We start from the raw sequence: 26580 nt of genomic DNA on the forward strand, positions 1-26580 counted from the left end.
CGTCGTGTGAGGTGAGCTTCTGCCTTTGCCCCTACGCAAAGGCTGAAGCGGCGAAGCGATCCAGAACCTGCCCAGCCCCCTGGATTGCTTCGCTGCCTCGCGACGACGGTTGATCAGAGCGGCTGTCGTTTGGGCAATTGGATCGATTTTCCGGAGAGGGCGATGAAGCGCTTCAACCTTTCGGCCTGGGCCGTCAGCCATCCGACGCTGGTCCTGTTCCTGATGCTCGTGCTCGGCGTTGCCGGCTTCTTCTCCTATCAGAAGCTCGGCCGCGCCGAAGATCCGTTCTTCACGGTGAAGGTGGTCAACGTGTCCGTGCTGTGGCCGGGGGCGACCGCACAGGAGATGCAGGCCCAGGTCGCCGATCCCATCGAGAAGAAGATCCAGGAGCTGCCCTATTTCGAGAAGGTGCAAACCTATTCCAAGCCGGGCTTCACCGCGCTCCAGGTCACCTTCCGCGATTCCACGCCGCCAAAGGACGTGCCGTATCTCTTTTATCTGCTGCGCAAGAAGCTGGTCGACGTGCAGGGCCAGTTGCCGGCCGGCATTCTCGGACCCGTCGTCAACGACGAATTCTCCGACGTCGATTCCATCCTCTACATGATGACCGGTGACGGCGCCGACTACGCCCAGCTCAAGAAGGTCGCGGAAGGTTTCCGCCAGCGCCTCCTCAAGGTGCCCGGTGTCACCAAGGTCGACATGTACGGCAACCAGGACGAGCGCATCTACGTCGAGTTTTCGCACGCCAAGCTCGCCACGCTCGGCATCACGCCGCAGGCGCTGTTCGATTCGCTCGCCAAGCAGAACAACGTGACGCCGGCCGGCACGGTCGAGACCTCGTCGCAGCGCGTGCCGCTGCGCGTCACCGGCGCGCTCGACGGCGCCAAGGCCGTGGCCGAGACCCCGGTCGAAAGCAATGGCCGTGTCTTCCGCCTCGGCGACATCGCCACCGTCACCCACGGCTATGTCGATCCGCCGAGCTTCGTCGTCCGTCAGGAAGGTAAGCCGGCGATCGGCATCGGCGTCGTCACCGCCAAGGGCGCCAACATCCTCGAGCTCGGCAAGGACGTCGAGAAAGCGACCGCCGAATTCATGAAGGCGGTGCCGCAAGGCGTGGACGTCTCGCTGATCGCCGATCAGCCCAAGGTGGTCGAGCATGCCGTCGGCGAGTTCGTGCACTCCTTCATGGAAGCGCTCGCGATCGTGCTGTTCGTCTCGTTCCTGGCGCTCGGCTGGCGCACCGGCATCGTGGTCGCGCTGTCCGTGCCCTTGGTGCTCGGTATCGTCTTCATCGTCATGAACTCGATGTCGCTCGACCTGCACCGCATCTCGCTCGGCGCGCTGATCATCGCGCTCGGGCTTCTCGTGGATGATGCCATCATCGCGGTCGAGATGATGGTGGTGAAGATGGAGCAGGGCTGGGACCGCATGCACGCGGCGTCCTTTGCCTGGGAATCAACTGCGTTTCCGATGCTCACGGGAACGCTGGTCACGGCCGCTGGCTTCCTCCCCATCGGCTTTGCCAATTCCGCGGTCGGCGAATATGCCGGCAGCATCTTCTGGATCGTGGCGATTGCGCTGATCGCCTCCTGGTTCGTGGCGGTGATCTTCACGCCCTATATCGGCGTCAAGCTGCTGCCGAACATCAAGGTCCACGCCAACCACGATCCGCATGCGGTCTACGAGACCCGCATGTACCGCGGCTTGCGTGCCGTCGTGCAATGGTGCGTCAACCACCGCATCACCGTGGTGGCCGCGACCGTTGGCGTGTTCGTGGCCGCGATCGTCGGCTTCGGCCATGTCCAGCAGCAGTTCTTCCCCCTGTCGGAGCGGCCCGAGCTGTTCCTCCAGCTGCGCCTGCCTGAGGGCACCGCCTTCAACGTCACCGAGAAGGCCGTGAAGAAGGCCGAGACGCTGCTGAAGGACGACAAGGACATCGAGACCTACACCTCCTATGTCGGCCAGGGCTCGCCGCGCTTCTGGCTCGGCCTCAACCCGCAACTGCCGAATGAGGCGTTCGCCGAGATCGTCATCGTCGCCAAGGGCGTCGAGGGGCGCGAGCGCGTCAAGGCCAAGATCGAGGGCGCCGTCGCCGACGGCATGCTCACCGAAGCGCGCGTCCGCGTCGACCGCTTCAATTTCGGCCCTCCCGTCGGCTTCCCCGTGCAGTTCCGCGTGATCGGGCCTGACGCCAACAAGGTGCGCGAGATCGCCTACCAGGTTCGCGACGTCATGCGCGAGAACAAGAACGTCAAGGACGTCCAGCTCGACTGGAACGAGCAGTCGCCCTACCTCAAGCTCGTCGTCGACCAGGACCGCGCCCGCGCCATGGGCTTGACCCCGCAGGAGGTCTCGCAGGCGCTGGCCATGCTGATCTCCGGCGCTCAGGTCACGACCGTGCGTGACGGCATCGAGAAGGTTGGCGTGGTCGCCCGTGCGGTCCCGTCCGAACGTCTCGACCTCGGCGGCGTCGGCGATCTCACCATCACCTCGAAGAACGGTGTTGCCGTGCCGCTGCAGCAGATCGCCAAGATCGAATACGCCCACGAGGAGCCGATCATGTGGCGGCGCAACCGCGACATGGCGATCACGGTGCGCTCCGACGTCGTCGACGGCGTGCAGGCGCCTGATGTCACCAACCAGATCACGCCGAAGCTTCAGGCGATCAAGGACGGCCTCGAGCCGGCCTACCGCATCGAGCCGGGCGGTGCGTTCGAGGAATCCGCCAAGGGTAATGCCTCGATCTTCATCCTCTTTCCGATGATGGTCATGGTGATGCTGACGCTGCTGATGATCCAGTTGCAGAACTTCTCACGCCTGTTCCTGGTGTTCCTGACCGCGCCGCTCGGCATTGTCGGCGCCTCCTTCGGCCTCAACATCGCCAATGCCCCGTTTGGGTTCGTGGCGCTGCTCGGCCTGATCGCGCTCGCCGGCATGATCATGCGCAACACCGTCATCCTGGTCGACCAGATCGAGACCGACGTCAGCCACGGCCTGACCCGCCGCGAGGCGATCGTGGAGGCGACCGTCCGCCGCGCCCGTCCCGTGGTGCTGACGGCGCTCGCCGCCATCCTGGCCATGATACCGCTGTCGCGCTCAGCGTTCTGGGGCCCGATGGCGATTACCATCATGGGCGGCCTGTTCGTCGCGACGTTCCTGACGCTGCTGTACCTGCCGGGCCTCTACGCCCTCTGGTTCCGCAAGAGCCTGGACGAGGCCGGAACGCCCGAGCAGCCTGCCGCACCGCAACATGGCAGCGATGACCCGCACGCAATTCCGCTTGCCGAAGCGGCTGAATAGATGAGAAGACTGCTGACCAACGAGTCCTGACTGATGGCCCTTGTTTCGGAACATATCGAAGTCGACACCCGGGATCGCATCCTCGAGGTGGCCGAGCGGCTGTTCCGTCAGATCGGCTACCAGAAGACCACGGTCGGCGACATCGCCAAGGAGCTCAGGATGAGCCCCGCCAACGTGTATCGCTTCTTCGAATCGAAGAAGGCGATCCATCAGGCGGTGGCGCGCTCGCTGATGGGCGAGGTCGAGCTGGAGGCGCAGCGGATCGTGGCGCGGCCCGGTCCGGTGCTGCCGCGCTTCCGCGAGCTGCTCACCACCGTCAATCGCATGAACACCGAGCGCTATGTCGGCGACAACAAGCTGCACGAGATGGTCGCGGTCGCGATGGAGGAGGACTGGGACGTCTGCGTCACCCATATGGAATGCGTCGCCGGAATGATCGGCCAGATGATCGCGCAGGGCGTCGCCTCCGGGGAGTTCGAGGCGCCGGACCTGCATCTGGCCGCGCTCTGCGCCTGCAGCGCGATGATCCGCTTCTTCCACCCCCAGATGATCGCCCAGTGCGCCACCAAGCCGGGTCCGACCATCGACCAGATGATCGATTTCGTCATCGCCGGTCTGTCCCCGCGCCACTGACGGGCGAGCGGGTTTCCCCCTATAAACCCACTTGCCGTCATTCCGGGGCGATGCGAAGCATCGAACCTCAGGTGCGCAATGGCGCACCGGGGAATCTCGAGATTCCGGGTTCGCGCTGCGCGCGCCCCGGAATGACGGAGAGTGGAGAGCCAGCGCGTGACAGAGAAAGACCTGCATTTCTACGAACCTTCCAAGGGCCACGGCCTCAGGCACGACCCTTTCAACGCCATTATTGCGCCGCGGCCGATCGGCTGGATCTCGTCCCGCGATGCCAAGGGCCACGTCAATCTCGCGCCCTATAGCTTCTTCAACGCCTTCGCTTACGTGCCGCCGATCATCGGCTTCTCCTCCACCCACTGGAAGGACTCGGTCGAGAACATCCAGCAGACCGGGGAGTTCGTCTGGAATCTCGCCACCATGGATCTGGCCAAGCAGATGAATGCGACCGCCGCGCATGTCGCGCCCGAGGTCGATGAGTTCAAGCTCGCAGGGTTGACGGCGGTCCCGGGCAAGCTCGTCAACGTGCCGCGCGTCGGCGAGAGCCCGGTCGCCTTCGAGTGCAAGGTGTCCGATATCGTCCGTCTCAAGGGTGCCGACGGCAAGGAGGCGAATGCCTGGCTGACGCTCGGCGAGGTCGTGGCCGTCCACATCGACAAGGCCATGATCAAGGACGGCGTCTACCAGACCGCGGCGGCCCGCCCGATCGTGCGCGCAGGCCGCCGCGGCGACTATTTCGAGATCAAGCCGGAAAACATGTTCGAGATGGTCCGGCCGGATTAGGTCGCGTCTCGCTCCACACGTCATTCCGGGGCGACGCGTAGCGTCGAACCCGGAATCCATTCATCGACCAACGCTGCCGCACGATGGATTCCGGGCTCGCGCCTGACGGCGCGCCCGGGAATGACGGCCGAGATGCTGTCCCCGAACCCTCCCGGAACTGTCCCCGCGCCCAGGCCGTTATGGTTCGAGCGGCCGCCCGACCGCGTCAATGTCGCAGGCGAGATGTTCCCCTCCAGCGGCCACTTTCCGCTAAAATGCCCTGTCACCGCGCCGATCCATGAGGTCCGCCATGAGCTTCCGCCGCGACAGACTGACAAAACCGATCTTCTCCTGGGCCCGCGGCGTGCTGCCGGCGATGTCCGACACCGAGCGCGAGGCGCTGGAGGCTGGCGACGTCTGGTGGGACGCTGACCTCTTCACCGGCAACCCCGACTGGTCGAAGCTGCTGAAGACCCCGCAGGCGACATTGACCGCCGAGGAGCGCGCCTTCCTCAACGGCCCCGTCGATGAGCTCTGCGCCATGCTCGACGAGTGGAAGATCTTCTGGGAGTGGCGCGACCTGCCGCAGGACGCCTGGACCTTCATCAAGCGCGAGAAGTTCTTCGGCATGATCATCCCGAAGCAATTCGGCGGCCTCGGCTTCTCGCCCTATGCCCATTCGGAAGTGGTGCGGAAAATCTCGACCCGCTCGATCGCTGCCGCCGTCACGGTGATGGTGCCGAACTCGCTTGGCCCCGGTGAGCTCCTGATGCGCTTCGGCACGAAAGAGCAGCAGGAGCGCTGGCTGCCGCGGCTTGCCGACGGCCGCGACATTCCCTGCTTCGGCCTCACCAGCCCGGAGGCGGGCTCCGACGCCGCCTCGATGGTCGACAGCGGCATCATCTGCAAGGGTGTGTTCGAGGGCCGGGAGGTCACAGGTCTCCGGCTGAACTGGCATAAGCGCTACATTACGCTCGGCCCCGTCGCGACGCTGCTCGGCCTCGCCTTCAAAGCCTATGATCCCGATCATCTCGTCGGCGATCAGGAAGAGCTCGGCATCACCGTCGCGCTGATCCCGACCCATCTGCCCGGCGTCGAGATCGGCCACCGCCATCTGCCGTCGATGCAGGTATTCCAGAACGGCCCGAACCGGGGCCGCGACGTTTTCATTCCGCTCGACTATGTCATTGGCGGCCAGGAACGGCTGGGCCAGGGCTGGAAGATGCTGATGACGGCACTCGCTGCCGGCCGCGGCATTTCGCTGCCCTCTCTCTCTGCGGCCGGTGCCGCCTATGCGGCGCGCACCACCGGTGCCTATGCCCGCATCCGCGAGCAGTTCGGCATCTCCATTTCCAGGTTCGAGGGCGTCGAAGAGCCGCTCGCGCGCATCGTCGCCACCGCTTACCAGCTCGACGCCGCGCGGCGGCTCACTTGCGCGGCGCTGAATGCCGGCGTCCACCCCGCCGTGATATCGGGCATCATGAAGCTGCATGCGACCGAACGCATGCGCATCGCGATCGACGATGCCATGGACATCCACGGCGGCAAGGCCGTGATCGACGGCCCGCAAAACTATATCGGCAATCTGCACCGCGCCGTGCCTGTCGGCATCACCGTCGAGGGCGCCAACATCCTGACGCGCAACCTGATCATATTCGGGCAGGGTGCAATCCGCGCCCATCCCTATCTGCTCGACGAGATGAACGCGCTTGCGGACGCCGACCGCGAGCGCGGGCTTACCGCGTTCGACAGGGCGTTCTGGAAACATGTCGGTCACAGCTTCCAGACGCTGCTCCGCGCCTTCGGACGAAGCTGGACTTTTGGCGCTTTCGCGCTGGCGCCGGATGCCGGCGATGCGACACCGTTCTATCGCCAGCTCTCGCGCTACTCCGCCGCGTTCGCGCTTTGCGCGGATATGGCGCTGCTGACGCTTGGCGGCGCGCTCAAGCGCAAGGAGATGTTGTCGGCGCGTTTCGGCGACATCCTCTCCGAGCTGTACCTGCTCTCGGCCGCGCTGAAACGCTGGCAGGACGAGGGTCGGCAGAAGGAGGATTTTGCCGCGCTGGAATGGTGCATGGCGACGGGCTTCAAGACCATCGAAGCGAGGTTTGCCGAAATCCTCGCCAATTTGCCGAACCGCTTCGTCGCCGTCATCCTCAAGCTCGTGGTCCAGCCCTTCGGTGCCCGCGTACTCGGTCCCTCCGATCGCGTCGTGCATCGATGCGCCAGCCTCGTGCTCGAGCCCTCGGCCGCACGTGAGCGCCTCACGCCGGATCTCGCCCATGTCGATGACGACAGTGGCTTCGCCCGGCTGGAGCGCGCCTTCAAGCTGGTCGCGGCGACCGACGCCATTGCCAAGCGCGTGCGCGCCGCGCATGTCCGGGACTGGAAGGACGCGGTGACCAAGGGCGCGATCACGCAGGCCGAAGGCGAGCAGCTCGCTTCCGCTCATGCAGCGGTCACAAGCGTCATCGAGGTCGACGATTTTGCGCCGGAGGCGCTGTCGCCGATTTACAAGAAAATCGGCGACGTGCATCAGTTCTTCCAGGAACTCGGTGAACAGAGGGCGGCGAGCTGATGGCACGACCGGTATTCATCATCGACGGCAGCCGGACGCCGTTTCTGAAGGCGAGATCCGGGCCGGGGCCGTTCACGCCCGTCGATCTTGCCATGCAATGCGGCCGGCCGCTGTTGGCGCGCCAGCCGTTTGCGCCAACGGATTTCGACCAGGTCATCCTCGGCTGCGTCAACGTCATCGCCGACGAGATGAATCCGGCCCGCGTCGCCGCACTCCGGCTCGGCATGGGCGAAGACATGGTTGCCTTCACCGTGCAGATCAATTGCGGCTCCGGGATGCAGTCGATCGACACCGCCTATCGCTATATCCGCGAGGGCCATGCCGACATGATTTTGGCGGGTGGCACCGAGGCGCTGAGCCACGCGCCGCTGGTCTGGCCGAATTCCGGCGTGCGCTGGTTCGCTGGCCTCGCCACGGCCAAAGGCCTAGCCGCGAAGCTCGCCGCAGCGTTCAAGCTGCGGCCGCGCTATCTCAGGCCGATCATCGGCCTCGAGCGCGGGCTCACCGACCCCATCACCGAACTGAACATGGGCCAGACCGCCGAAGTCGTCGGTCATCTCTTCGGCATCACCCGCGCGCAGTCCGATACCTATGCCGCCGAAAGCCATCGCCGGCTCGCCCATGCACAGGCCGAAGGCTTCCTGAAAGGCGAGGTCGAAACTGCGTTCTCCCGAGACGGCAAATTCTTCGACCACGACGACGGCGTGCGGCCGGACTCCACGGCCGAGACGCTGGCAAAACTCCGGCCGGTGTTCGAGCGTCCCTGGGGCCAGGTCACCGCCGGCAATTCCTCACAGATCACCGATGGCGCATCGTGGGTGATCCTCGCCTCTGACGCGGCTGTGGCAAAACACAAGCTGACGCCGAAAGCCGCGATCGTCGACAGTAACTGGGCCGCGCTCGATCCCAGCATCATGGGGCTCGGCCCCGTGATGTCGGCGACGCCGCTTCTGACCCGCAACAACCTCACCCTCCAGGACGTCGAGACCTGGGAGCTGAACGAGGCCTTTGCCACGCAAGTGCTCGGCTGCCTCGCCGCCTGGAACGACGACAAGTTCTGCCGCGAGATTCTCAAGCTCGACGGCGCCGCCGGCGAGATTGATCGCGAAAAACTCAACGTCGATGGCGGCGCCATTTCGCTCGGCCATCCCGTCGGCACCTCAGGCAACCGCATCGTGCTTCATCTCGTCAATGCGATGAAGCGGCTCGGCACGCGGCGCGGGATTGCCACCGAATGCATCGGTGGCGGGCTCGGCGGCGCCATGCTGATCGAGGCGGTGTGACCATGGATTCAAAAATCATGACCGCGCTCGGCGATCGCGTGCTCTCGCTCGGGCCCCCGCCGGCAGCAGATGGTCCCTACAAGCACTTCAAGCTGACGCGTGACGCCGACGGCGTCGCCTGGCTGTTGTTCGATCGTGCCGATTCCAGTGCCAACACGCTGTCCTCCGATGTGATGGAGGAGTTCGACGCCGCCCTCGCGGCGATCGAGACCGAGCGCCCCGCTGGCCTCGTGATCCGTTCGGCGAAACCGTCCGGCTTCATCGCCGGCGCCGACGTCAACGAATTCCGCGGTGCGTCCGATCCCAAGGTGGTGGAAACGCGAATCCGAGCCGCGCATGCGGTGGTCGATCATCTGGAAGCTCTCAAGCTGCCGACGGTCGCGGTCATTCACGGTTTCTGCCTCGGGGGCGGGCTCGAGGTCGCGCTCGCCTGCCAGTCGCGCATCGCCATCGACGGCGCGCGCTTCGGCTTCCCGGAGGTGATGCTGGGCCTGCATCCCGGCCTCGGCGGCACCGCGCGCTTCACGACGCTGGTCAATCCGACTCAGTCCATGGCGCTGATGCTGACCGGCCGTACCATCGATGCACGCCGTGCCAAAGTGCTTGGCCTCGTCGACAGCGTGACGCAGGAGCGTCACGTCAGGGGCGCCGTGAAGGACGTGTTGTTCGGCCGCCTGAAGCGGGCGAAGCCCGGCCTGCTCACCCGTGCGGCCAATCTCGGCCCCGTGCGCGGGCTGCTTGCCAAGCGCATGCGCACCGAGACGGCGAAGGCCGCGCCGCGCGAGCACTATCCCGCGCCCTACGCGCTGATCGATCTCTGGGAGACGCATGGCGGCAGCAAGGCCGCGATGCTGCAGGCGGAGCAGGCCTCCTTCGCCAGGCTGATGGTGACGCCAACCGCGCAGAATCTGATTCGCGTCTTCTTCCTGCGCGAGCAGATGAAGAAAGCTGCAGGCTCCGGCAACACGATCAAGCACGTCCATGTTATCGGCGCCGGCGCCATGGGTGGCGACATCGCGGCTTGGGTCGCCGGGCAGGGGCTGCGCGTCTCCCTGGCAGATATGAAGGCCGAGCCGATCGCGGGCGCAGTGAAGCGCGCCGCCGAGCTCTACGGCAAGATCATCCGCAAGCCGACCGAGGTGCGCGACGCGCTCGATCGGCTGATCCCGGACATGGACGGCGAGGGCGTCCGCAATGCCGATCTCATCATCGAGGCGGTGCCGGAAAAGCTCGAGCTGAAGCAGAAGGTCTATGCCGGCCTCGAGCCCAGGATGAAGCCCGGAGCGATCCTTGCGACCAACACGTCGAGCATTCCGCTTCAGGATTTGCGCACCACGCTGAGGCGGCCGGAACGGCTGGCCGGCCTGCATTTCTTCAATCCAGTATCGCGCCTGCAACTGGTCGAGGTCGTCAGCCATGACGGCAACGACGCGCAAGTGCTGAAGGAAGCGCTCGAGTTTGTCGGCGCGATCGATCGCCTGCCGCTCGCGGTCAAGAGTTCGCCCGGCTTCCTCGTCAACCGCGCGCTGACGCCCTATATGCTCGAAGCCATGGTGATGCTGGACGAGAAGACCGACCAGCGCCTGATTGATGCGGCGGCGGAACAGTTTGGCATGCCGATGGGACCGATCGAGCTCGCCGACCAGGTCGGTCTCGATATCTGCCTCGATGTCGGCGACATGCTCCGCGCCAAGTTCGGCGACATGCTGCCGCCGACGCCGGCCTGGCTGCGCGAGAAGGTCGCCAAGGGCGAGCTCGGCCGCAAGTCCGGCAAGGGCTTTTACACCTGGAAGGACGGCAAGGCCGAGAAGGCGCCATTACCCGAGACCGGTCCGCGCGTCACCGATCAGATGATCGACCGCCTGGTGCTGCCGATGTCCAATGTCTGTGTCGCAGCCCTGCGCGAAGGCATCGTCGACGATGGCGATGCGGTCGACGGCGCCATGATCTTCGGCACGGGTTATGCGCCGTTCCGCGGCGGTCCCCTGAACTATGCGCGCACGCGCGGCGTGGAAAATATTGTATCCAGCTTGCGCGCGTTGGCCGAGCGATTCGGCGAACGCTTCGCGCCCGATCCGGGCTGGGACAATTTCAAGTGAGATCCACATGACTGAAACGTCCGACACCGAACCGAGCGGCGATCTCTGCATCCGCACCTTGGCGATGCCCGCCGACACCAATGCCAATGGCGACATCTTTGGCGGTTGGCTGCTCAGCCAGATGGATGTCGGCGGCGGCGTGTTCGCCTCGAAAGTCGCGAAGTCGCGCACTGTTACGGTCGCGATCGAGGCGATGAATTTTCGCAAAGCGGTTTATGTCGGCGATCTCGTCTCCGTCTACGCCACCCTCGTGCGCGTGGGCCGCACCTCGATGACAGTCCATCTCGAAGCCTGGGCGCTGCGGCGGCGCGAGCTGCAACCGATGCTCGTGACCGACGGCAACTTCACCTATGTCTCGATCGACGATCACGGCCACCCACAAGTGATCCATCGAAACGATCCGCCAATCGCGACGTAATCGCGCGCGGCGCTTCGTCCCGTCTCCCGAAAACTTGCGGCATCGCGAAACGCGGCACTGATGAGTCAACCCGTCGCTTCTTTGCCAAGAACAGGTCACAAAACGGATGAGGTCCCGGCGTACTCAATAGCCCGTCGATTCGGGGTGGAACGGCCGATTTGCCCTCAGGAACCTTTGGGCAAAATCGTCGTTATTTGCCCGCACTGAGGAATCCACGGGCCATGCCAGATAGCTACATTATCGAAGTTAACTCAGAGACCGCGGGCATCGTCGTGCGCGGTCAGGGAGGCTACCGCTTCTTCGCCTCGTCCCATCAATTCAATCGCCTCGAAGGCCAGCTCTTCCGCAACGCCCGCGAAGCCGAACGTGCTGCGCGCAAGCTGGTGAACGGCGATGTGAAGGAGGCGGCGTAGTAGCCGCTCCCGAGCGCCGGAGCGTGGTCGGAAATTTTTGCAGCCCTTGATGCCGTTGCCTTTTCCTTCTCCCCTTGTGGGAGAAGGTGGCGCGAAGCGCCGGATGAGGGGTATCTCTCCAACTCGCAAGATCGTTCGTGAGGAGAGATACCCCTCACCCGTCTCGCCGCTAACACGGCGAGCCACCCTCTCCCTCAAGGGGAGAGGGAAAGAGCATGATCACAATTTCGTCGCGGAGCGCGACAACAGCTTCCACTCGTCGCCCTGTTTCTGCCAGTTCATCAGGATGTGGAGGCTGTTTGCCACTTTCTTTCCGTCGGTCATCAGCTCGGCCATCCAGTGGAAGCGGACGATCGCGGCAGGGCCGACGATCTTGATGGTCGGATCCTTGTACGCAATCGACAGAAATTTCGTCTTGCCGTCCGTGGCATTGGCGACGAAGGCTGCCTTGTCCTCGAGGAAGCCGTTGGAATGGCTGTAGCTCAGATCGTCCGCGCATAGCGCACTGAGCGCCTTTGGATCGGCCGCGATCTGGGCGAGGCGAAAAGCCTCGACTTTTTGTGCCACCGCCTCAAGGTCGGTCCTGGCGGCGTGATCGCGATCGAGTGTCATCGTATCCTCCATTCTTGATGTTGCGGCCAATGTCGCAGCCGCATTCGATTTTGTCGAGTGTCACGTCGCCATCGCCGCAACGGGCTGCATTGCGTCATTAGGGCCAAGTTGATACGTCTCGCGCATCGTTGCGCCGTGCGCGAGAGGAACACGATATGATCCAGGGACTGGGCAGGGCATTGCTGTTCGACATCGACGGCACGCTCGCCAACACCGACCCGCTGCACTTGAGGGCGTTCAATCAGGTGCTGGGCCCGCACGGCCATGTCTTCGACCACGCGCGCTTCTCCAGGGAGCTGCAAGGCTTCGCCAACGTCTCGATCGGTGAACGCTTTTTGCCTGACGAGACATTGGAGCGCCGCGCCGAGATTCTCGGTGAGAAGGAAGCAGTGTTCCGCGACCTGGTCGCGGGGCAGATCGAACCGTTGCCGGGCCTGATGGAGCTGCTCGACCGCGCCGATGCTGCCGGCATTCCCATGGTCGCCGTCACCAACGCGCCGCGTCTCAATGCCGAGCTGTTGCTCTCCGGCCTCGGCATCACGCAGCGCTTCAAGGCACTTGTGATCGGCGACGAGCTGCCATACGGCAAGCCGCATCCGCTGCCCTATCAGGAGGGGCTGCGCTTCGTCGGTGCCAGCGCGGCAGCCTCGATCGCCTTTGAGGATTCCCGCTCCGGCGTGCAGTCGGCCACCGCCGCCGGTATCCCGACCATCGGCATCCGGACCAGCCTTAGCGATGCTGACCTTGTCGGATCCGGCGCGGTCGCCTCCGCCAGCGCCTTCGACGATCCCGAGCTGCTCGCGCGGCTCGCGCGCGCCATGGCGTGGTAAGGCTTGGTTCGGTCAGAAAAAAGGGCTTCATCCGTGAACCGTGATCGGCATGCGCATTGACCGCGCGCGCGGGAAGCCGCACCATGCACCATTCTGATTTGAGGCCATTGCCGTGACCGGATTAACCCATCGCCAAGCCGAGATTCTCAACATCGCCCGCGCCTCCGGCCGCGTCATGGTCGAGGAGCTGGCGCGCCGGTTCGAAGTCTCGGCGCAGACCATCCGCAAGGATCTCAACGATCTCTGCGAGCGCCGATCGCTCACCCGTATCCACGGCGGCGCCATCATCGCCTCAGGCGTCGAAAACCTCGCCTATGAGGCGCGGCGCTTCGTGGCCGCCGACGAGAAGAAGGCGATCGGCGCCGCCGCAGCATCGCTGATCCCGAACGGCTGCTCGCTGTTCATCAACATCGGCACCACGACGGAGGAGGTGGCGAGCGCGCTGACCTCGCACGAGGATTTGCTGGTCATCACCAACAACCTCAATGTCGCCATGCTGCTCTACCGCCATCCCCGCATCGAGGTGGTGGTCGCCGGCGGTACGGTGCGCCGCGCGGACGGCGCCGTGGTCGGCTCGACCGCAACGCAGCTGATCGGCCAGTTCAAGGTCGACTACGCCATCATCGGCGCCTCCGCGATCGACGAGGAGGGCGCGCTGCTCGACTTCGACTATCGCGAGGTGCAGGTGGCGCAGGCCATCATCGCCAATGCCCGCAGCGTCATGCTGGTCGCCGATTCCACAAAACTTCGCCGCAGCGCGCCGGTCCGCATTGCGCACATGACCCAGATCCAGACCTTCGTGACCGACCAGGAGCTGCCCGAGCGCCTGGCCACGATCTGCCACAGCAAGGGCATCGAGGTGGTGGAGGCGATGCCGAAGAGCGCGGACATCGATGATCCCCAGGTCGATGCGCAGGATGCGGCGCCTGAAGCCGCACCCGTGGTGCGGCTACGATAAGAGTTTTTACACGCCGTCCCAGGGGTTGAGCAGCGGCACGCCGAGCGCGGCAAAATCCTTCACGTTGCGGGTGACGAGCGTGAGAGTGTTGGCGAGTGCAGTCGCCGCGAAGAATCCATCCATCACCGACAACGCGATGCCATTGCGGCGACTCTGCGCCATTAGATCGCCCCAGCGCTCAGCCACGGCATGATCGATCGGCAAGATGCGATCTGCAAAACGGGCCGGCAGATCATGGGTTAGCCAGGCACTTAGCGCCGTACGCCGGCGTCCGTCATCCAGCAGGGCAACGCCGCGACGAAGCTCGGCGATTGTGGCAACGCTGATGAAGGCGCGATCCTCATCAATCGTATCGAGCCACGCCATGACTTTCGGAGAAGGCGCCGGCCGTTGAACCTCCGACAGCACAACGGTGTCGAGGAGCAGGTTCACGGTATCTCGTCGCGTGGTTCGTCATGTACGCGTTCAAATTCGAGCTCAGCGCCGCGCAGTGGCGAGGCCAGCAGAAACTCGGCGAGCGTGCCCTTGCGGGCAGTCTTTCGCGCCCATTCTTCGGCGGAAACCACCACGGCGTTGGGCTTGCCATGACGAGTGATGATTTGTGGACCGGTTTGGGCGCGGTCGACCACCTCGGACAAGCGGGCCTTCGCGTTGGCGAGCGTCCACGTGTCGGTGGGGTGTGAATCTGAAGGGGGGCTGCGACCCGGCATGCCAAGAACCAATATGACTATTATGACTATATAGGCGTGAGATGACCATTCAAGAGCGGGGCTGCGTGCAGCGACACCACTTTGGCTGCCCAATTTGACGGCGAACTGCCCCACAGAAAGTTCCATTTTCGCTTCTTTCCGTCTCTCTTTCGTCTTGCTTTCGTTTTCTGGTGTGATCTAATCAAAAACGAAAGCTGCCGGCTCGACTGAACGAGCGGTTTCCGGGGGATGCGTCTGTTGGAGCGTATTTTCGACCTCGCCATCATTGGAGGCGGTGTTAACGGTTGCGGCATCGCGCGCGATGCCGTGGGCCGCGGCAACACGGTTTTCCTGTGCGAAATGAACGATCTGGCGAGCGGGACGTCGTCCTGGTCGACCAAGCTGGTGCATGGCGGCCTGCGCTATCTCGAATATTACGAGTTCCGGCTGGTCCGCGAAGCGCTGATCGAGCGCGAGATCCTCTGGGGCATCGCGCCCCACATCATTCGCCCGCTGCGTTTCGTTTTGCCGCACCACGCCGGACTGCGTCCGGCCTGGCTGCTGCGCCTCGGCCTCTTCCTCTATGATCACATCGGCGGCCGCCATCTGCTGCCGGCGACGCGTTCGCTCGATCTCAGGCGCGACGAGGTCGGCAAGCCGCTGATCCCGAATCGCTACAGCCGCGCATTCGAATATTCCGACTGCTTCGTCGATGACGCCCGCCTGGTCGTGCTCAATGCGCGCGATGCCGCCGACAAGGGCGCCGAGATCCGCACCCGCACCCGCGCGACGGATATCAGGCAATCCGACGGCGTCTGGACCGTCAGCATGGTCGACACGCTGACCGGTGCGCGTTCGCAGATCCAGGCCCGTGCCCTGGTCAATGCCGGCGGTCCCTGGGTCGAGGACGTGCTCGGGCGCGGTGCCGGCGTCAACGCGAAAGCCAAGGTGCGGCTGGTGCAGGGCTCGCACATCGTGGTCAAGAAGCTCTACGACCACGACCGCGCCTACATGTTCCAGAACGCTGACGGCCGCATCATCTTCGTCATTCCCTATCAGGACGACTTCACGCTGATCGGCACCACCGACCGCGACTATGACGGCGATCCCTCCAAGGTGAAGGCGACGGCGGAGGAGATCCAATATCTCTGCGCTGCCGCGAGCGAGTATCTCGCCAAGCCCGTGACGCCTGAGGACGTGGTCTGGACCTATTCCGGCGTACGTCCGCTCTATGACGATGGCGCCAGCGAGGCCAAGGCCGCGACCCGCGACTATGTGTTCGAGCTCGACACGCCCGGCGGTTCGCCCCTGCTGTCGATCTACGGCGGCAAGATCACGACCTACCGCCGCCTTGCCGAAGAGGCGCTGGAGCGGCTCGCGCCCTATCTTCGCAGTGCGAAAGCACGCGAAGGCTGGACCGGCAAATGGCCGCTGCCTGGCGGTGACATGGACGTTTCCGCCGTCGATGGTCTGATCGCCGAACTCCAGCGCGGCTATCCTTTCCTGAGCCACGGGCATGCGCGACGTCTCGCACGCGCTTATGGCACCCGCGCCATCAAGCTGCTTGGCGACGCCAAATCGGCGGCCGATCTCGGCCAGGCCTTTGGCGCAACTCTGACCGAACGTGAGGTTCGCTACCTGATGACGAACGAATGGGCGGTGACCGCCGAGGATATCGTCTGGCGCCGTTCCAAGCTTGGCCTGCGTCTATCTGCCGACGAAATTGCCGCCCTGGACGACTGGATCAGGACCCAAATTGTATCGCAAAGTCCTCTGCTGGAAGCAGGAGGACGCTCATGAGTGTGACACTCGAGCACGTGACCCGCACCGTCGACGGTATCGAGCATATCCGCGATGTCTCGCTGACGCTCGAGAGCGGCACGCTCAACGTGCTGCTCGGACCGACACTGTCTGGCAAGACCTCGATCATGCGCCTGCTCGCCGGCCTCGACAAGCCGACCACGGGCAAGGTGCTGGTCAATGGCAAGGACGTCACGGGTATCGACGTGCGCCAGCGTTCGGTCGCAATGGTGTATCAGCAGTTCATCAACTACCCCTCGCTGACGGTCTACGAGAACATCGCCTCGCCCTTGCGCGTGCAGGGCAAGCCGCGCGAGGAGATCGAGACGCGCGTGGCGGAAGCCGCCAGGCTGTTGCGGCTCGAGCCGTTCCTGAAGCGTACGCCGCTCCAGCTCTCCGGTGGCCAGCAGCAGCGCACCGCGATGGCGCGCGCGCTGGTGAAGGGCGCCGACCTCGTGCTGCTCGACGAGCCGCTCGCCAATCTCGACTACAAGCTGCGTGAAGAGCTGCGCGCCGAGCTGCCGCGCATCTTCGAGGCCTCAGGCGCGATCTTCGTCTATGCCACGACCGAGCCGACCGAGGCGCTGCTGCTCGGCGGCAACACGGTGTGCATGTGGGAGGGCAAGGCGCTCCAGATCGGCGAGACGCCCGGCGTCTACCGCCGTCCCCAGACGTTGCGCGTCGCGCAGGTGTTCTCCGATCCACCGCTCAACCTCGTCGGCATCGAGAAGAAGAACGGCTCCGTGCAATATGCGGGAGGCATCGCCGCGCCGGCGTCCGGCCTCTATTCGTCGCTCGCCGACGGCGCTTATCGCGTCGGTTTTCGCGCCCACCAGCTTGCGCTCGCCAATGGCGAGACTGATCGCCACGCCTTTCATGCCACTGTGACGGTGACCGAGATCACCGGTTCGGAGAGTTTTGTGCATTTGACCCGCGACGGATCGAACTGGGTTGCGGTGCTGCACGGCGTGCACGAGTTCGAGCCGGGTGAGACCATCGATGCGGTGCTCGATCCCAATGATATCTTCGTCTTTGATGCGGCAGACCGCTTGGTCGCCGCTCCGAGCTCGTAAGGGGAGATGCGCGATGGCCCGCATTGACCTCGTCGATCTCGCCCATTCCTACGGTGGCAATGCCGCGCCGCAGGAAACCTTTGCGCTGAAGCCGGTGACCATGACCTGGCGGCAGGGCGGCGCTTATGCGCTGCTCGGACCAAGCGGCTGCGGCAAGACCACGCTGCTCAACGTGATCTCCGGCATCATCACGCCCTCGCGCGGGAAAATCCTGTTCGACGGCCAGGACATCACACCGCTGTCGACCCAGAAGCGCAACATCGCCCAGGTGTTCCAGTTCCCGGTGATCTACGACACCATGACGGTGGGGGAGAACCTGGCATTTCCGCTGAAGAATCGCGGCGTGCCCAAGGCCGAGATCGACAAGCGCGTCGCCGAGATCGGCCGTCTGCTCGATCTCGAGCCCTACCTGAACCGCAAGGCGACGCGGCTCACCGCCGACGCCAAGCAGAAGATTTCGCTCGGCCGCGGCCTCGTCCGCTCCGATGTCGCCGCCGTGCTGTTCGACGAGCCGCTGACGGTGATCGATCCTGAATTGAAATGGCAGCTCCGCTCCAAGCTGAAGGCGCTGCATCGCGAGCTCGATCTCACGATGATCTATGTCACCCACGATCAGACCGAGGCGCTGACCTTCGCCGACACCGTCGTCGTCATGCATGACGGTCGCGTGGTGCAAAGCGGCACGCCGGCCGAGCTGTTCGACAAGCCCGCCCACACCTTCGTCGGTTATTTCATCGGCTCGCCCGGCATGAACATCCTGCCGGCCGAGGTGAAGGGACGGCAGGCCAGGGTCGACGGCCATGTCATTGCGCTCAACCGCAGCTACGACAACCTGCCCGCAGGCGCCAAGATCGAGATTGGCGTGCGTCCGGAATTCGTCGACGCGGTTGCGCCGGCGTCCGGCCTGCTCAGCGCAAAGATCGAGCGCATCGATGATCTCGGCCGCATCCGTTTTGCGCGCGTCCGCCTCGGCGAGGCCAGGATCGCGGCGCGTGCGCCGGCCGGCTTCACCGGCTCCGACGGCAATGCCGGGCTGAAATTCGATCCGGCACACGTCCACGTCTATGCCGACAGCCTTCTGGTTGAGGGAGCCGCCTGATGGACAAGACCATCAACCAAAAAGCCTGGTTCCTGGTGCTGCCGGTGTTCCTGGTCGTCGCCTTCTCCGCGGTGCTGCCGCTGATGACGGTGGTGAACTATTCGATGCAGGACACGTTCGGCAACAACCAGTTCTTCTGGAACGGCGTCGGTTGGTTCAAGGAATTGCTCGATCCCTCGACCGATCTCGGCGGCCGCTTCCTGGCCTCGCTCGGGCGCAATCTGTTCTTCTCGCTGGTGATCCTCGCGATCGAGGTGCCGCTCGGCATCGTCGTCGCGCTGTCGATGCCGCGGCAGGGCTGGACGGTGGCCGCCTGCCTCGTCACCCTCGCACTGCCGCTGCTGATTCCGTGGAACGTCGTCGGCACGATCTGGCAGATCTTCGGCCGTCCCGACATCGGCCTGCTCGGCTATACGCTCAATGCGATGGGCCTCGACTACAACTACGTGGCCAACGCAGTCGATGCCTGGGTCACCGTCATCGTGATGGACGTCTGGCATTGGACCAGCCTCGTCGCGCTGCTCTGCTACGCCGGCCTGAAGTCGATTCCCGAGGCCTATTACCAGGCCGCCCAGATCGACGGCGCCTCGCGCTGGGCCGTGTTCAAGGCGATCCAGCTGCCGAAGATGAACCGCGTGCTCTTGATCGCGGTGCTGCTGCGCTTCATGGACAGTTTCATGATCTATACCGAGCCGTTCGTCGTCACCGGCGGCGGCCCCGGCAACTCGACCACTTTCGTGTCGATCGAGCTCGTCAAGATCGCGCTCGGCCAGTTCGACCTCGGCAAGGCCGCCGCGCTCTCGCTGGTCTACAATCTGATCATCCTGATCGTCTGCTGGATCTTCTACACCGTGATGACCAATGCAGGCGTCGAGCGTAAGGCACAGACGGCGAAGGAGCCGGCGGCGGAGCCCAAGCCCGCGGGCGCGCTCCAGCCCGCGCCCGCGCCCGCGCTCAAGCCGAAGGAAGGAGTGGCCTGATGCATTCGATCCCCGGCCGCCGCCTCATCATGGGGCTGTTCCTGATCTTCCTGATGTTGCCGATCTACTGGCTCGTCAACATGAGCTTCAAGACCAACGGCGAAATCGTCTCGACGATGACGCTGTGGCCGCATACCCCGACGCTGCAGCACTACAAGCGCATCTTCACCGATGAGAGCTGGTATTCCGGCTATATCAACTCGCTGGAATATGTGGTCCTCAACACCATCATCTCGATTTCGGTGGCGTTGCCTGCGGCCTATGCGTTCTCGCGCTATCGCTTCCTCGGCGACAAGCACCTGTTCTTCTGGCTGCTGTCGAACCGCATGGCGCCGGCGGCGGTCTATGCGCTGCCGTTCTTCAACCTCTATTCGGCGATCGGCCTGTTCGATACGCCGTGGGCGGTTGCGCTCGCGCACTGCATCTTCAACGTGCCGCTGGCGGTGTGGATCCTCGAGGGCTTCGTCTCCGGCGTGCCGCGCGAGATCGACGAGACGGCCTTCCTCGACGGCTATTCCTTCCCGCGCTTCTTCGTCCGCATCCTGGTGCCGCTGATCGCGAGCGGCATCGGTGTCGCCGCCTTCTTCTGCTTCATGTTCTCCTGGGTCGAGCTGCTGCTGGCGCGGACGCTGACCTCGGTGCAGGCCAAGCCGATCGCGGCGATCATGACGCGCACGGTGTCGGCAGCCGGCATGGATTGGGGCCTGCTGGCGGCCGCCGGCGTTCTCACCATCATTCCGGGCGCGCTCGTGATCTGGTTCGTCCGCAACTACATCGCGCGCGGTTTTGCGCTCGGTCGCGTCTAAGGGAGGCAATCATGGAATCCATTGCGTGGATGGCTTGGACGCTGCCGACGGCGATCTTCTTCGTCGCGCTCGCCTGCACGCTCGCGGTGATGACGTGGCTCGCGGCTGCTTATCCCGAGGCCGAGCGTGTCGGCGTGCTCAGCATTCCGACCACGCGCGGTGATCGCCTGTTCATCTCGCTGATTCTCGCGGCCGTCATTCACCTGGTGTGGATCGGCCTCGTCGGCACCGACCCGATCGCCTCGGTGCCGATCGGTGAAGAGAGCATCGAGATTTCGAGCCTGTGGCTCGCAAGTGGAATTTCGCTGGTCACGGCCGTGCTCATTTTTCGCACGGTCTGAAGCTTGCGAAGGGACGGCCAGATCCGGGAGGCAACCCGGGCCTGTATAAAAGTTTGTCGCTGCAACGGAGGAACAACATGCGACAGTTTAGGAGAAGGAAAGGTCCATTGACCAAAATCAGCTTTCTGACCGTATCGAGCGCCGCGGCCATTCTCGCCACCGCGTTCGCTGCCTCGGCGCCGGTCCGCGCCGCGGACGACGCCACGATCCAGAAGTGGATCGCGGAATTCCAGCCCTCGACCCTGTCGAAGGACGACCAGAAGAAGGAGCTGGAATGGTTCGCCAAGGCGGCCGAGCCCTTCAAGGGCATGGAGATCAACGTCGTCTCCGAAACCATCACGACCCACGAATACGAGTCGCAGACGCTGGCCAAGGCGTTCACCGAGCTCACTGGCATCAAGCTCAAGCACGACATCATCCAGGAAGGTGACGTCGTCGAGAAGCTGCAGACCCAGATGCAGTCCGGCAAGAACGTGTACGACGGCTGGATCAACGATAGTGACCTGATCGGCACGCACTTCCGCTACGGCCAGACCATCGTTCTGTCGGACTACATGACCGGCGAGGGCAAGGACGTCACGGATCCGATGCTCGACGTCAACGACTTCATCGGCAAGTCGTTCACGACCGCGCCGGACGGCAAGCTCTATCAGCTTCCCGACCAGCAGTTCGCGAACCTCTACTGGTTCCGCTACGACTGGTTCACCAACCCGGACTACAAGGCCAAGTTCAAGGCCAAGTATGGCTACGATCTCGGCGTGCCCGTGAACTGGTCGGCGTATGAAGACATCGCCGAGTTCTTCACCAACGACATCAAGGAGATCAACGGCGTCAAGGTCTATGGCCATATGGACTATGGCAAGAAGGACCCGTCGCTCGGATGGCGTTTCACCGACGCCTGGCTCTCGATGGCCGGCAACGGTGACAAGGGCATCCCGAACGGCCTGCCGGTCGACGAGTGGGGCATCCGCATGGAAGGCTGCCGCCCGGTCGGCTCGTCAGTCGAACGTGGTGGCGACACCAACGGTCCTGCGGCAGTCTACTCGATCACCAAGTACCTCGAGTGGCTGAAGAAGTACGCGCCGCCGCAGGCGCAGGGCATGACCTTCTCTGAAGCAGGCCCCGTGCCGGCTCAGGGCAACATCGCCCAGCAGATGTTCTGGTACACCGCCTTCACCGCCGACATGGTGAAGCCGGGCATCGCCGTGATGAACGCGGACGGTACGCCGAAGTGGCGTATGGCTCCGTCGCCGCATGGCGCCTACTGGAAGGAAGGCATGAAGCTCGGCTACCAGGACGCCGGCTCCGTGACGCTGTTGAAGTCGACCCCGGCGGATCGCCGCAAGGCAGCCTGGCTCTATCTCCAGTTCATCATCTCCAAGACGGTGTCGCTGAAGAAGAGCCATGTCGGTCTCACCTTCATCCGTGAATCCGACATCTGGGACAAGTCGTTCACGGAGCGTGCGCCGAAGCTCGGCGGCCTGATCGAGTTCTACCGCTCGCCCGCGCGCGTGCAGTGGACCCCGACCGGCAACAACGTGCCTGACTATCCGAAGCTCGCGCAGCTGTGGTGGCAGAACATCGGCGATGCGTCGTCGGGTTCGAAGACGCCGCAAGCCGCGATGGATGCGCTGGCCGCTGCCCAGGACTCCGTGATGGAGCGTCTGGAGAAGTCGGGCGTCCAGGGCAAATGCGGTCCGAAGCTGAACAAGAAGGAGTCGGCCGAGTACTGGTTCGCCAAGGCCGAGAAGGACGGCACCATCGCGCCGCAGCGCAAGCTCGCCAACGAGAAGCCGAAGGGCGAGACGGTTGACTACGACACGCTGATCAAGTCGTGGCCGGCCAGCCCGCCCAAGCGCGCCTCGCTGCAGTAAGCAACGTCTGACAACGACGACGAAAGGCCGGGAGCAATCCCGGCCTTTTTGTTTTGGTGCACCCTCCGGTGCTTCCACACCGTCATTGCGAGCGCAGCGGAGCAATCCAGGACTCTCGGCGGGGGGACTCTGGATTGCTTCGCTGCGCTCGCAATGACGCGCTTGTTGAGGAAGGCGCCCGCCACACCTCGGTGTCGTCCTGGCGAAGGCCAGGACGACACCGGGCAAAGGCCGCGCACCCCCGCTTGACTCCCCGTCACATCGAATTCATGATCAGCATAATGCGATTGAAGTAATCGTATTGCGATTACAAGCGCAGACGCCGCTTGGGCCGGCATCGGCCCGTCCCGGAGGTCGGTAGATGCCATTGATCGAGGCGTTCAGGCAGTTGCTGGGCGACACGGCCGTGCTGACGCGCGAGGAGGATCTCGCTGCTGTCACCGAGGATTGGCGCGGCCGGTTTCACGCGCCGGCGCTCTGCGCGGTGCTGCCGTCGACCACGGAACAGGTCGCCGCCATCGTCCGTCTCTGCGTCGCCCATGATACGCCGGTGCTGCCGCAGGGCGGCAACACCAGCCTGTGCGGAGGCGCGACGCCGTCAGGGCAGGGCAAGCCACCGGTCATCGTCGCGCTGACGCGCATGCGCCGGATCCGCTCGCTGGATCCCGTCAACAACACCATGGTGGTCGATGCCGGCTGCGTGCTGGCGACTGTTCAGGAGGTCGCCGCGTCCGCTGGTCGGCTTTATCCCGTCAGCCTCGGCGCCGAAGGCTCCTGCCAGATCGGCGGCAATATCGGCACCAATGCCGGCGGCACCGGCGTGCTCCGCTACGGCAACACGCGCGACAACGTGCTCGGGCTGGAAGTCGTCCTGCCGGATGGTTCGGTCTGGGACGGCCTTTACGCGCTGCGCAAGAACAATACCGGCTACGATCTCAAGCATCTCTTTATCGGCTCTGAAGGCACGCTCGGCATCATCACCGGCGCGGTGCTGAAGCTGCATCCGCTGCCGACGGCGGAGTCCGTCGCCTGGCTCGCGGTCGACAGTCCGCAGGCCGCGCTCAAGGTGCTCGGCCTGTTCCAGGCGTCGTGCAGTTCGCGGCTTTCCGCTTTCGAGCTGATGAATGCGAAGCAGATTGAACTCGTGCTCGAGCAGGTGCCGGGCCGGCGCTGCCCGGTCGCGGAGATCGACGCCTGGCATGTCCTTGTCGAACTCTCCGACACCGGCGATGCAGCCGCGCTCGCGGCGACGATGCAGACGGTACTCGAGCAGGCGCTCGAGACCGGGCTCGTCCGCGACGGCGTGGTCGCCACCAGCGAGGCCCAGCGCAAGGCGATGTGGCTGGTGCGTCACAGCGTGTCGGAAGCCAACAAGAAAGCGGGCGTCGGCCTGACCTCGGATACCGCGGTGCCGGTCTCGACCGTGCCTGATTTCATCGACCAGGCCATGGCGGCCGTGCGCGCGATCGTGCCGGGTCTGCCGTTCATCATCGTCGGCCATATGGGCGACGGCAACATCCATCTCATCCCCTTCTTCAGCTTTGCCGAATGGGACGCGCTGCCGAACCGCGACGAGACTGCGCAGCGGATCCGGCGCGCCATGAACGATGTCGCCAGTTCCTTGCGTGGCACCTTCAGCGCCGAGCATGGCGTCGGGCGCACGCTGACCGGCGAGATGATCCGCTACAAGCCGCCGGTCGAGCTCGCTCTTATGCGCGCCGTGAAACAGGCGTTCGACCCATCGGGCCTGTTCAATCCCGGCCGCGTTCTGCCGCCGTCGTCGACGACTGAGGTGACCGCAACTTCGCCGACCAATGCAACATCGTAGAGAGGGGACTGACATGACAAACGCATCGAAGCTCATTACTTCCCGCCGTCGTCTGCTGCTTGGCGCCGGAGCCATCGCGCTGGCCGCACCGTCCGTCTGGTCGCCGTCGCGCGCCGCCGGCAAGCGCATCGTCGTGCGCGACGATGGCGGCATCTACACCAAGGCCTACGGTGCGGTGTTCTACCGTCCGTTCACCGAAGCGACCGGCATCGAGGTCGTCGGCGTGCAGGCCAATGCCGAGCCGGTCGCGCAGATCAAGACCATGGTCGATACCAAGAACTACACCTGGGACATGGCCAAGATCTCCTGGCCTGCGATCGAGATCCTGACCAGCGGCGGCAAGCAATATCTGGAGAAGCACGGTCTCGAATCCGAGCCGGTCATCAAGTCGATCCCGGCTGAATTTGCTTCCCCCTACGGTGTCGCCACCAACGTCTACACCACCGTGCTGGCCTACCGCACGGACGCCTTCAAGGGCCGCAAGGCGCCGCAGTCCTGGGCTGATTTCTGGAACGTGGCGGAGTTTCCGGGACGCCGCGCCGTGCGCAAGCATCCGTTCGACACGATCGAGCAGGCGCTGATGGGGGCGGGCGTGCCCACTGCGCAGGTCTACCCCTGCGATCTCGACAAGGCTTTTGCCTCGCTCGACAAGATCAAGTCGCAGGTCGCGGTGTGGTGGACCAGCGGCGCGCAGGTCGAGCAGATGCTGACCTCGGGCGAGATCGATCTGCTGCCGACTTGGGTGTCGCGTCCCCAGGCCGCGCAAGCAGCCGGCGCGCCGGTCGAGATCGTCTGGAATCAGGGCATCTGGGGCGGCGACAATTGGTCGATCCTGTCAGGCACGCCCAATGCCGATGCCTGCCGCGAGTTCATCAAGTTCGCCTCCGATCCGAAGCGGCAGGCGGCGCTGGTCGAATATTTCCCGGCCGGTCTCACGCAGCCGGAGGCCTTCAATTACGTCAAGCCCGAGGTCGCGAAGAACTGCCCGACCTACCCTGACAACATCAAGGCCGGGCTGAAGATCAACGCCAAGTACTGGCTCGACAACCAGGCCGCCGTCATCGAGCGCTTCAACAGCTGGATACTGGCTTGAGGATCGGAAGCGACCCATGATCTCGTCGAGCCTGTGCATTCGCGAGCTCTGCAAGCGCTACGGCGATTTCGTGGCCCTGGCGCCGACCAGCCTCGACGTCGCGAAGGGTGAATTTCTCACCCTGCTCGGCCCGTCGGGATCAGGCAAGACCACGCTGCTCAGCCTGATCGCCGGGCTCGCCCAGCCCGACGAGGGACAGATCCTGATCGACGATGCCGACGTCACGCATAGCCCGGCCTATGACCGCGACATCGGCGTCGTGTTTCAGAACTACGCTCTGTTTCCTCACATGACGATCGAGGACAACATCGCGTTTCCGCTGAAGATGCGAAAAATGTCGGATGCGGAAGCCCGCCGGCGCGCTGGCGAGGCGCTGGAGACGGTACGCCTGCCGCACGTCGCAAAGCGCTATCCGCGCGAATTGTCCGGCGGCCAGCAGCAGCGTATCGCGCTGGCGCGCTGCATCGTCTATCGCCCTGCGATCATCCTGATGGACGAGCCGCTCGGGGCGCTCGACAAGAAGCTGCGCGACCAGATGCAGCTCGAGATCAAGCGCATCCATCGCGAGCTCGGCACCACGATCGTCTATGTCACCCACGACCAGGAAGAGGCGATGACCATGTCGGATCGCATCTGCCTGATGAATGCGGGTGCGATCGAGCAGCTTGGCACGCCGCAGGATCTTTACTTCCGGCCGCGCTCGCTGTTCGTCGCCGACTTCCTCGGCGAGTCCAACCTGCTCAGCGCCACCGTGCGTGGCGTCGACGGCGAAGGGCTCGACATCGTCCTCGCCGAGCAGCTTGCGGCCTCGCGCGCGGTCGGCAATGGCTCGCGTTTCGTCGCCGGCGAACCCATCAAGGTCATGGTGCGCCCGCAGAACCTCGTGGTCGGCGAGGGCGGCCAGCTGTCCGGACGTCTCACCGACGTGATGATCAGCGGCAGTCTGACGCGGCTCTACATCGCGCCGGAGGCTGCGGGCCTGCCGCAGCTCGTGGCCGCGCATCCGACCCGCAGCGGCTCTCCGCCTTACGAGATCGGCCAACGCCTGTCACTCGGATGGCGTGCGGCGGATGCCGTCGCGATCCATGAGGGGAAGGGGATCTGAGCTTGGCCA

23 protein-coding genes are annotated in these 26580 nt (G+C 64.3%); 20 read left to right on the forward strand and 3 right to left on the reverse strand.

Features of this window, described 5'->3' with window-relative positions:
* Positions 1 to 162 precede the first annotated feature (162 nt).
* The 8 genes from XH98_RS38765 to XH98_RS38800 all read left to right on the forward strand — a co-directional run bounded on the left by XH98_RS38765 (position 163) and on the right by XH98_RS38800 (position 11483).
* The gene (locus tag XH98_RS38765; protein WP_271621727.1) at positions 163 to 3300 is read left to right on the forward strand and encodes an efflux RND transporter permease subunit; all 3138 of its coding nucleotides are present in this window, start codon (positions 163 to 165) and stop codon (positions 3298 to 3300) included.
* A gap of 33 nt (positions 3301 to 3333) precedes the next feature.
* A complete protein-coding gene (locus XH98_RS38770; protein ID WP_271621728.1) occupies positions 3334 to 3933 on the forward strand; it encodes a TetR/AcrR family transcriptional regulator in 600 nt (199 codons plus the stop codon).
* Positions 3934 to 4089: 156 nt separating this feature from the next.
* A complete protein-coding gene (locus XH98_RS38775) occupies positions 4090 to 4713 on the forward strand; it encodes a flavin reductase family protein (protein ID WP_271621729.1) in 624 nt (207 codons plus the stop codon).
* Positions 4714 to 5002: 289 nt separating this feature from the next.
* Entirely contained in the window at positions 5003 to 7270 is a 2268-nt protein-coding gene (locus XH98_RS38780; RefSeq protein ID WP_271621730.1) for an acyl-CoA dehydrogenase, read from the forward strand.
* Positions 7270 to 8553: an acetyl-CoA C-acetyltransferase gene (locus XH98_RS38785; RefSeq protein WP_271621731.1), complete on the forward strand. Its 1284-nt coding sequence runs from the start codon at positions 7270 to 7272 to the stop codon at positions 8551 to 8553. The genes XH98_RS38780 and XH98_RS38785 overlap by 1 nt, the downstream gene beginning before the upstream one ends.
* Before the next feature lie 2 nt (positions 8554 to 8555).
* Entirely contained in the window at positions 8556 to 10652 is a 2097-nt protein-coding gene (locus XH98_RS38790) for a 3-hydroxyacyl-CoA dehydrogenase NAD-binding domain-containing protein (protein WP_271621732.1), read from the forward strand.
* Positions 10653 to 10659: 7 nt separating this feature from the next.
* Positions 10660 to 11070, forward strand: a complete 411-nt coding sequence (locus XH98_RS38795) for an acyl-CoA thioesterase (RefSeq protein ID WP_271621733.1) — start codon at positions 10660 to 10662, stop codon at positions 11068 to 11070.
* A 221-nt stretch (positions 11071 to 11291) separates the two neighbouring features.
* Entirely contained in the window at positions 11292 to 11483 is a 192-nt protein-coding gene (locus XH98_RS38800) for a hypothetical protein (RefSeq protein ID WP_057756983.1), read from the forward strand.
* A 219-nt stretch (positions 11484 to 11702) separates the two neighbouring features.
* Here the strand turns inward: XH98_RS38800 and XH98_RS38805 are convergent, their stop codons facing one another.
* The gene (locus XH98_RS38805) at positions 11703 to 12095 is read right to left on the reverse strand and encodes a nuclear transport factor 2 family protein (protein WP_271621734.1); all 393 of its coding nucleotides are present in this window, start codon (positions 12093 to 12095) and stop codon (positions 11703 to 11705) included.
* A 155-nt stretch (positions 12096 to 12250) separates the two neighbouring features.
* Between XH98_RS38805 and XH98_RS38810 the strand changes: the two genes are divergently transcribed.
* Positions 12251 to 12925, forward strand: a complete 675-nt coding sequence (locus XH98_RS38810) for an HAD family hydrolase (RefSeq protein ID WP_271621735.1) — start codon at positions 12251 to 12253, stop codon at positions 12923 to 12925.
* A 112-nt stretch (positions 12926 to 13037) separates the two neighbouring features.
* Positions 13038 to 13883, forward strand: a complete 846-nt coding sequence (locus tag XH98_RS38815; protein ID WP_271621736.1) for a DeoR/GlpR family DNA-binding transcription regulator — start codon at positions 13038 to 13040, stop codon at positions 13881 to 13883.
* 6 nt (positions 13884 to 13889) lie between these two features.
* Here the strand turns inward: XH98_RS38815 and XH98_RS38820 are convergent, their stop codons facing one another.
* Positions 13890 to 14315, reverse strand: a complete 426-nt coding sequence (locus XH98_RS38820) for a type II toxin-antitoxin system VapC family toxin (RefSeq protein ID WP_271621737.1) — start codon at positions 14313 to 14315, stop codon at positions 13890 to 13892.
* Complete coding sequence (locus XH98_RS38825; RefSeq protein ID WP_271621946.1) at positions 14312 to 14593, reverse strand: type II toxin-antitoxin system Phd/YefM family antitoxin; 282 nt, start codon at positions 14591 to 14593, stop codon at positions 14312 to 14314. Before XH98_RS38825 ends, XH98_RS38820 begins: the two co-directional genes overlap by 4 nt.
* A gap of 228 nt (positions 14594 to 14821) precedes the next feature.
* Between XH98_RS38825 and glpD the strand changes: the two genes are divergently transcribed.
* The 10 genes from glpD to XH98_RS38875 all read left to right on the forward strand — a co-directional run bounded on the left by glpD (position 14822) and on the right by XH98_RS38875 (position 26571).
* Positions 14822 to 16372 (forward strand): glycerol-3-phosphate dehydrogenase, encoded by a 1551-nt coding sequence (gene glpD / locus XH98_RS38830; protein ID WP_271621738.1) that lies wholly within the window; start codon positions 14822 to 14824, stop codon positions 16370 to 16372.
* Entirely contained in the window at positions 16369 to 17445 is a 1077-nt protein-coding gene (locus XH98_RS38835) for an ABC transporter ATP-binding protein (RefSeq protein ID WP_271621739.1), read from the forward strand. Before glpD ends, XH98_RS38835 begins: the two co-directional genes overlap by 4 nt.
* Before the next feature lie 13 nt (positions 17446 to 17458).
* On the forward strand, positions 17459 to 18544 hold the full coding sequence (locus XH98_RS38840) for an ABC transporter ATP-binding protein (RefSeq protein WP_271621740.1): 1086 nt from the start codon (positions 17459 to 17461) through the stop codon (positions 18542 to 18544).
* The gene (locus XH98_RS38845; RefSeq protein ID WP_271621741.1) at positions 18544 to 19524 is read left to right on the forward strand and encodes a carbohydrate ABC transporter permease; all 981 of its coding nucleotides are present in this window, start codon (positions 18544 to 18546) and stop codon (positions 19522 to 19524) included. Before XH98_RS38840 ends, XH98_RS38845 begins: the two co-directional genes overlap by 1 nt.
* Positions 19524 to 20330 (forward strand): carbohydrate ABC transporter permease, encoded by an 807-nt coding sequence (locus XH98_RS38850; RefSeq protein ID WP_057757005.1) that lies wholly within the window; start codon positions 19524 to 19526, stop codon positions 20328 to 20330. The genes XH98_RS38845 and XH98_RS38850 overlap by 1 nt, the downstream gene beginning before the upstream one ends.
* Before the next feature lie 11 nt (positions 20331 to 20341).
* Positions 20342 to 20671: a DUF2160 domain-containing protein gene (locus XH98_RS38855; protein ID WP_057757008.1), complete on the forward strand. Its 330-nt coding sequence runs from the start codon at positions 20342 to 20344 to the stop codon at positions 20669 to 20671.
* A 77-nt stretch (positions 20672 to 20748) separates the two neighbouring features.
* Positions 20749 to 22545, forward strand: a complete 1797-nt coding sequence (locus XH98_RS38860) for an ABC transporter substrate-binding protein (RefSeq protein ID WP_220003936.1) — start codon at positions 20749 to 20751, stop codon at positions 22543 to 22545.
* 361 nt (positions 22546 to 22906) lie between these two features.
* Entirely contained in the window at positions 22907 to 24373 is a 1467-nt protein-coding gene (locus tag XH98_RS38865) for an FAD-binding oxidoreductase (protein ID WP_271621742.1), read from the forward strand.
* Between the two features lie 13 nt (positions 24374 to 24386).
* Entirely contained in the window at positions 24387 to 25466 is a 1080-nt protein-coding gene (locus XH98_RS38870; RefSeq protein WP_271621743.1) for an ABC transporter substrate-binding protein, read from the forward strand.
* Positions 25467 to 25482: 16 nt separating this feature from the next.
* On the forward strand, positions 25483 to 26571 hold the full coding sequence (locus XH98_RS38875) for an ABC transporter ATP-binding protein (RefSeq protein ID WP_271621744.1): 1089 nt from the start codon (positions 25483 to 25485) through the stop codon (positions 26569 to 26571).
* Positions 26572 to 26580: the final 9 nt, after the last annotated feature.

The organism is Bradyrhizobium sp. CCBAU 51745, from assembly GCF_028128715.1.
GTDB lineage: Bacteria > Pseudomonadota > Alphaproteobacteria > Rhizobiales > Xanthobacteraceae > Bradyrhizobium > Bradyrhizobium manausense.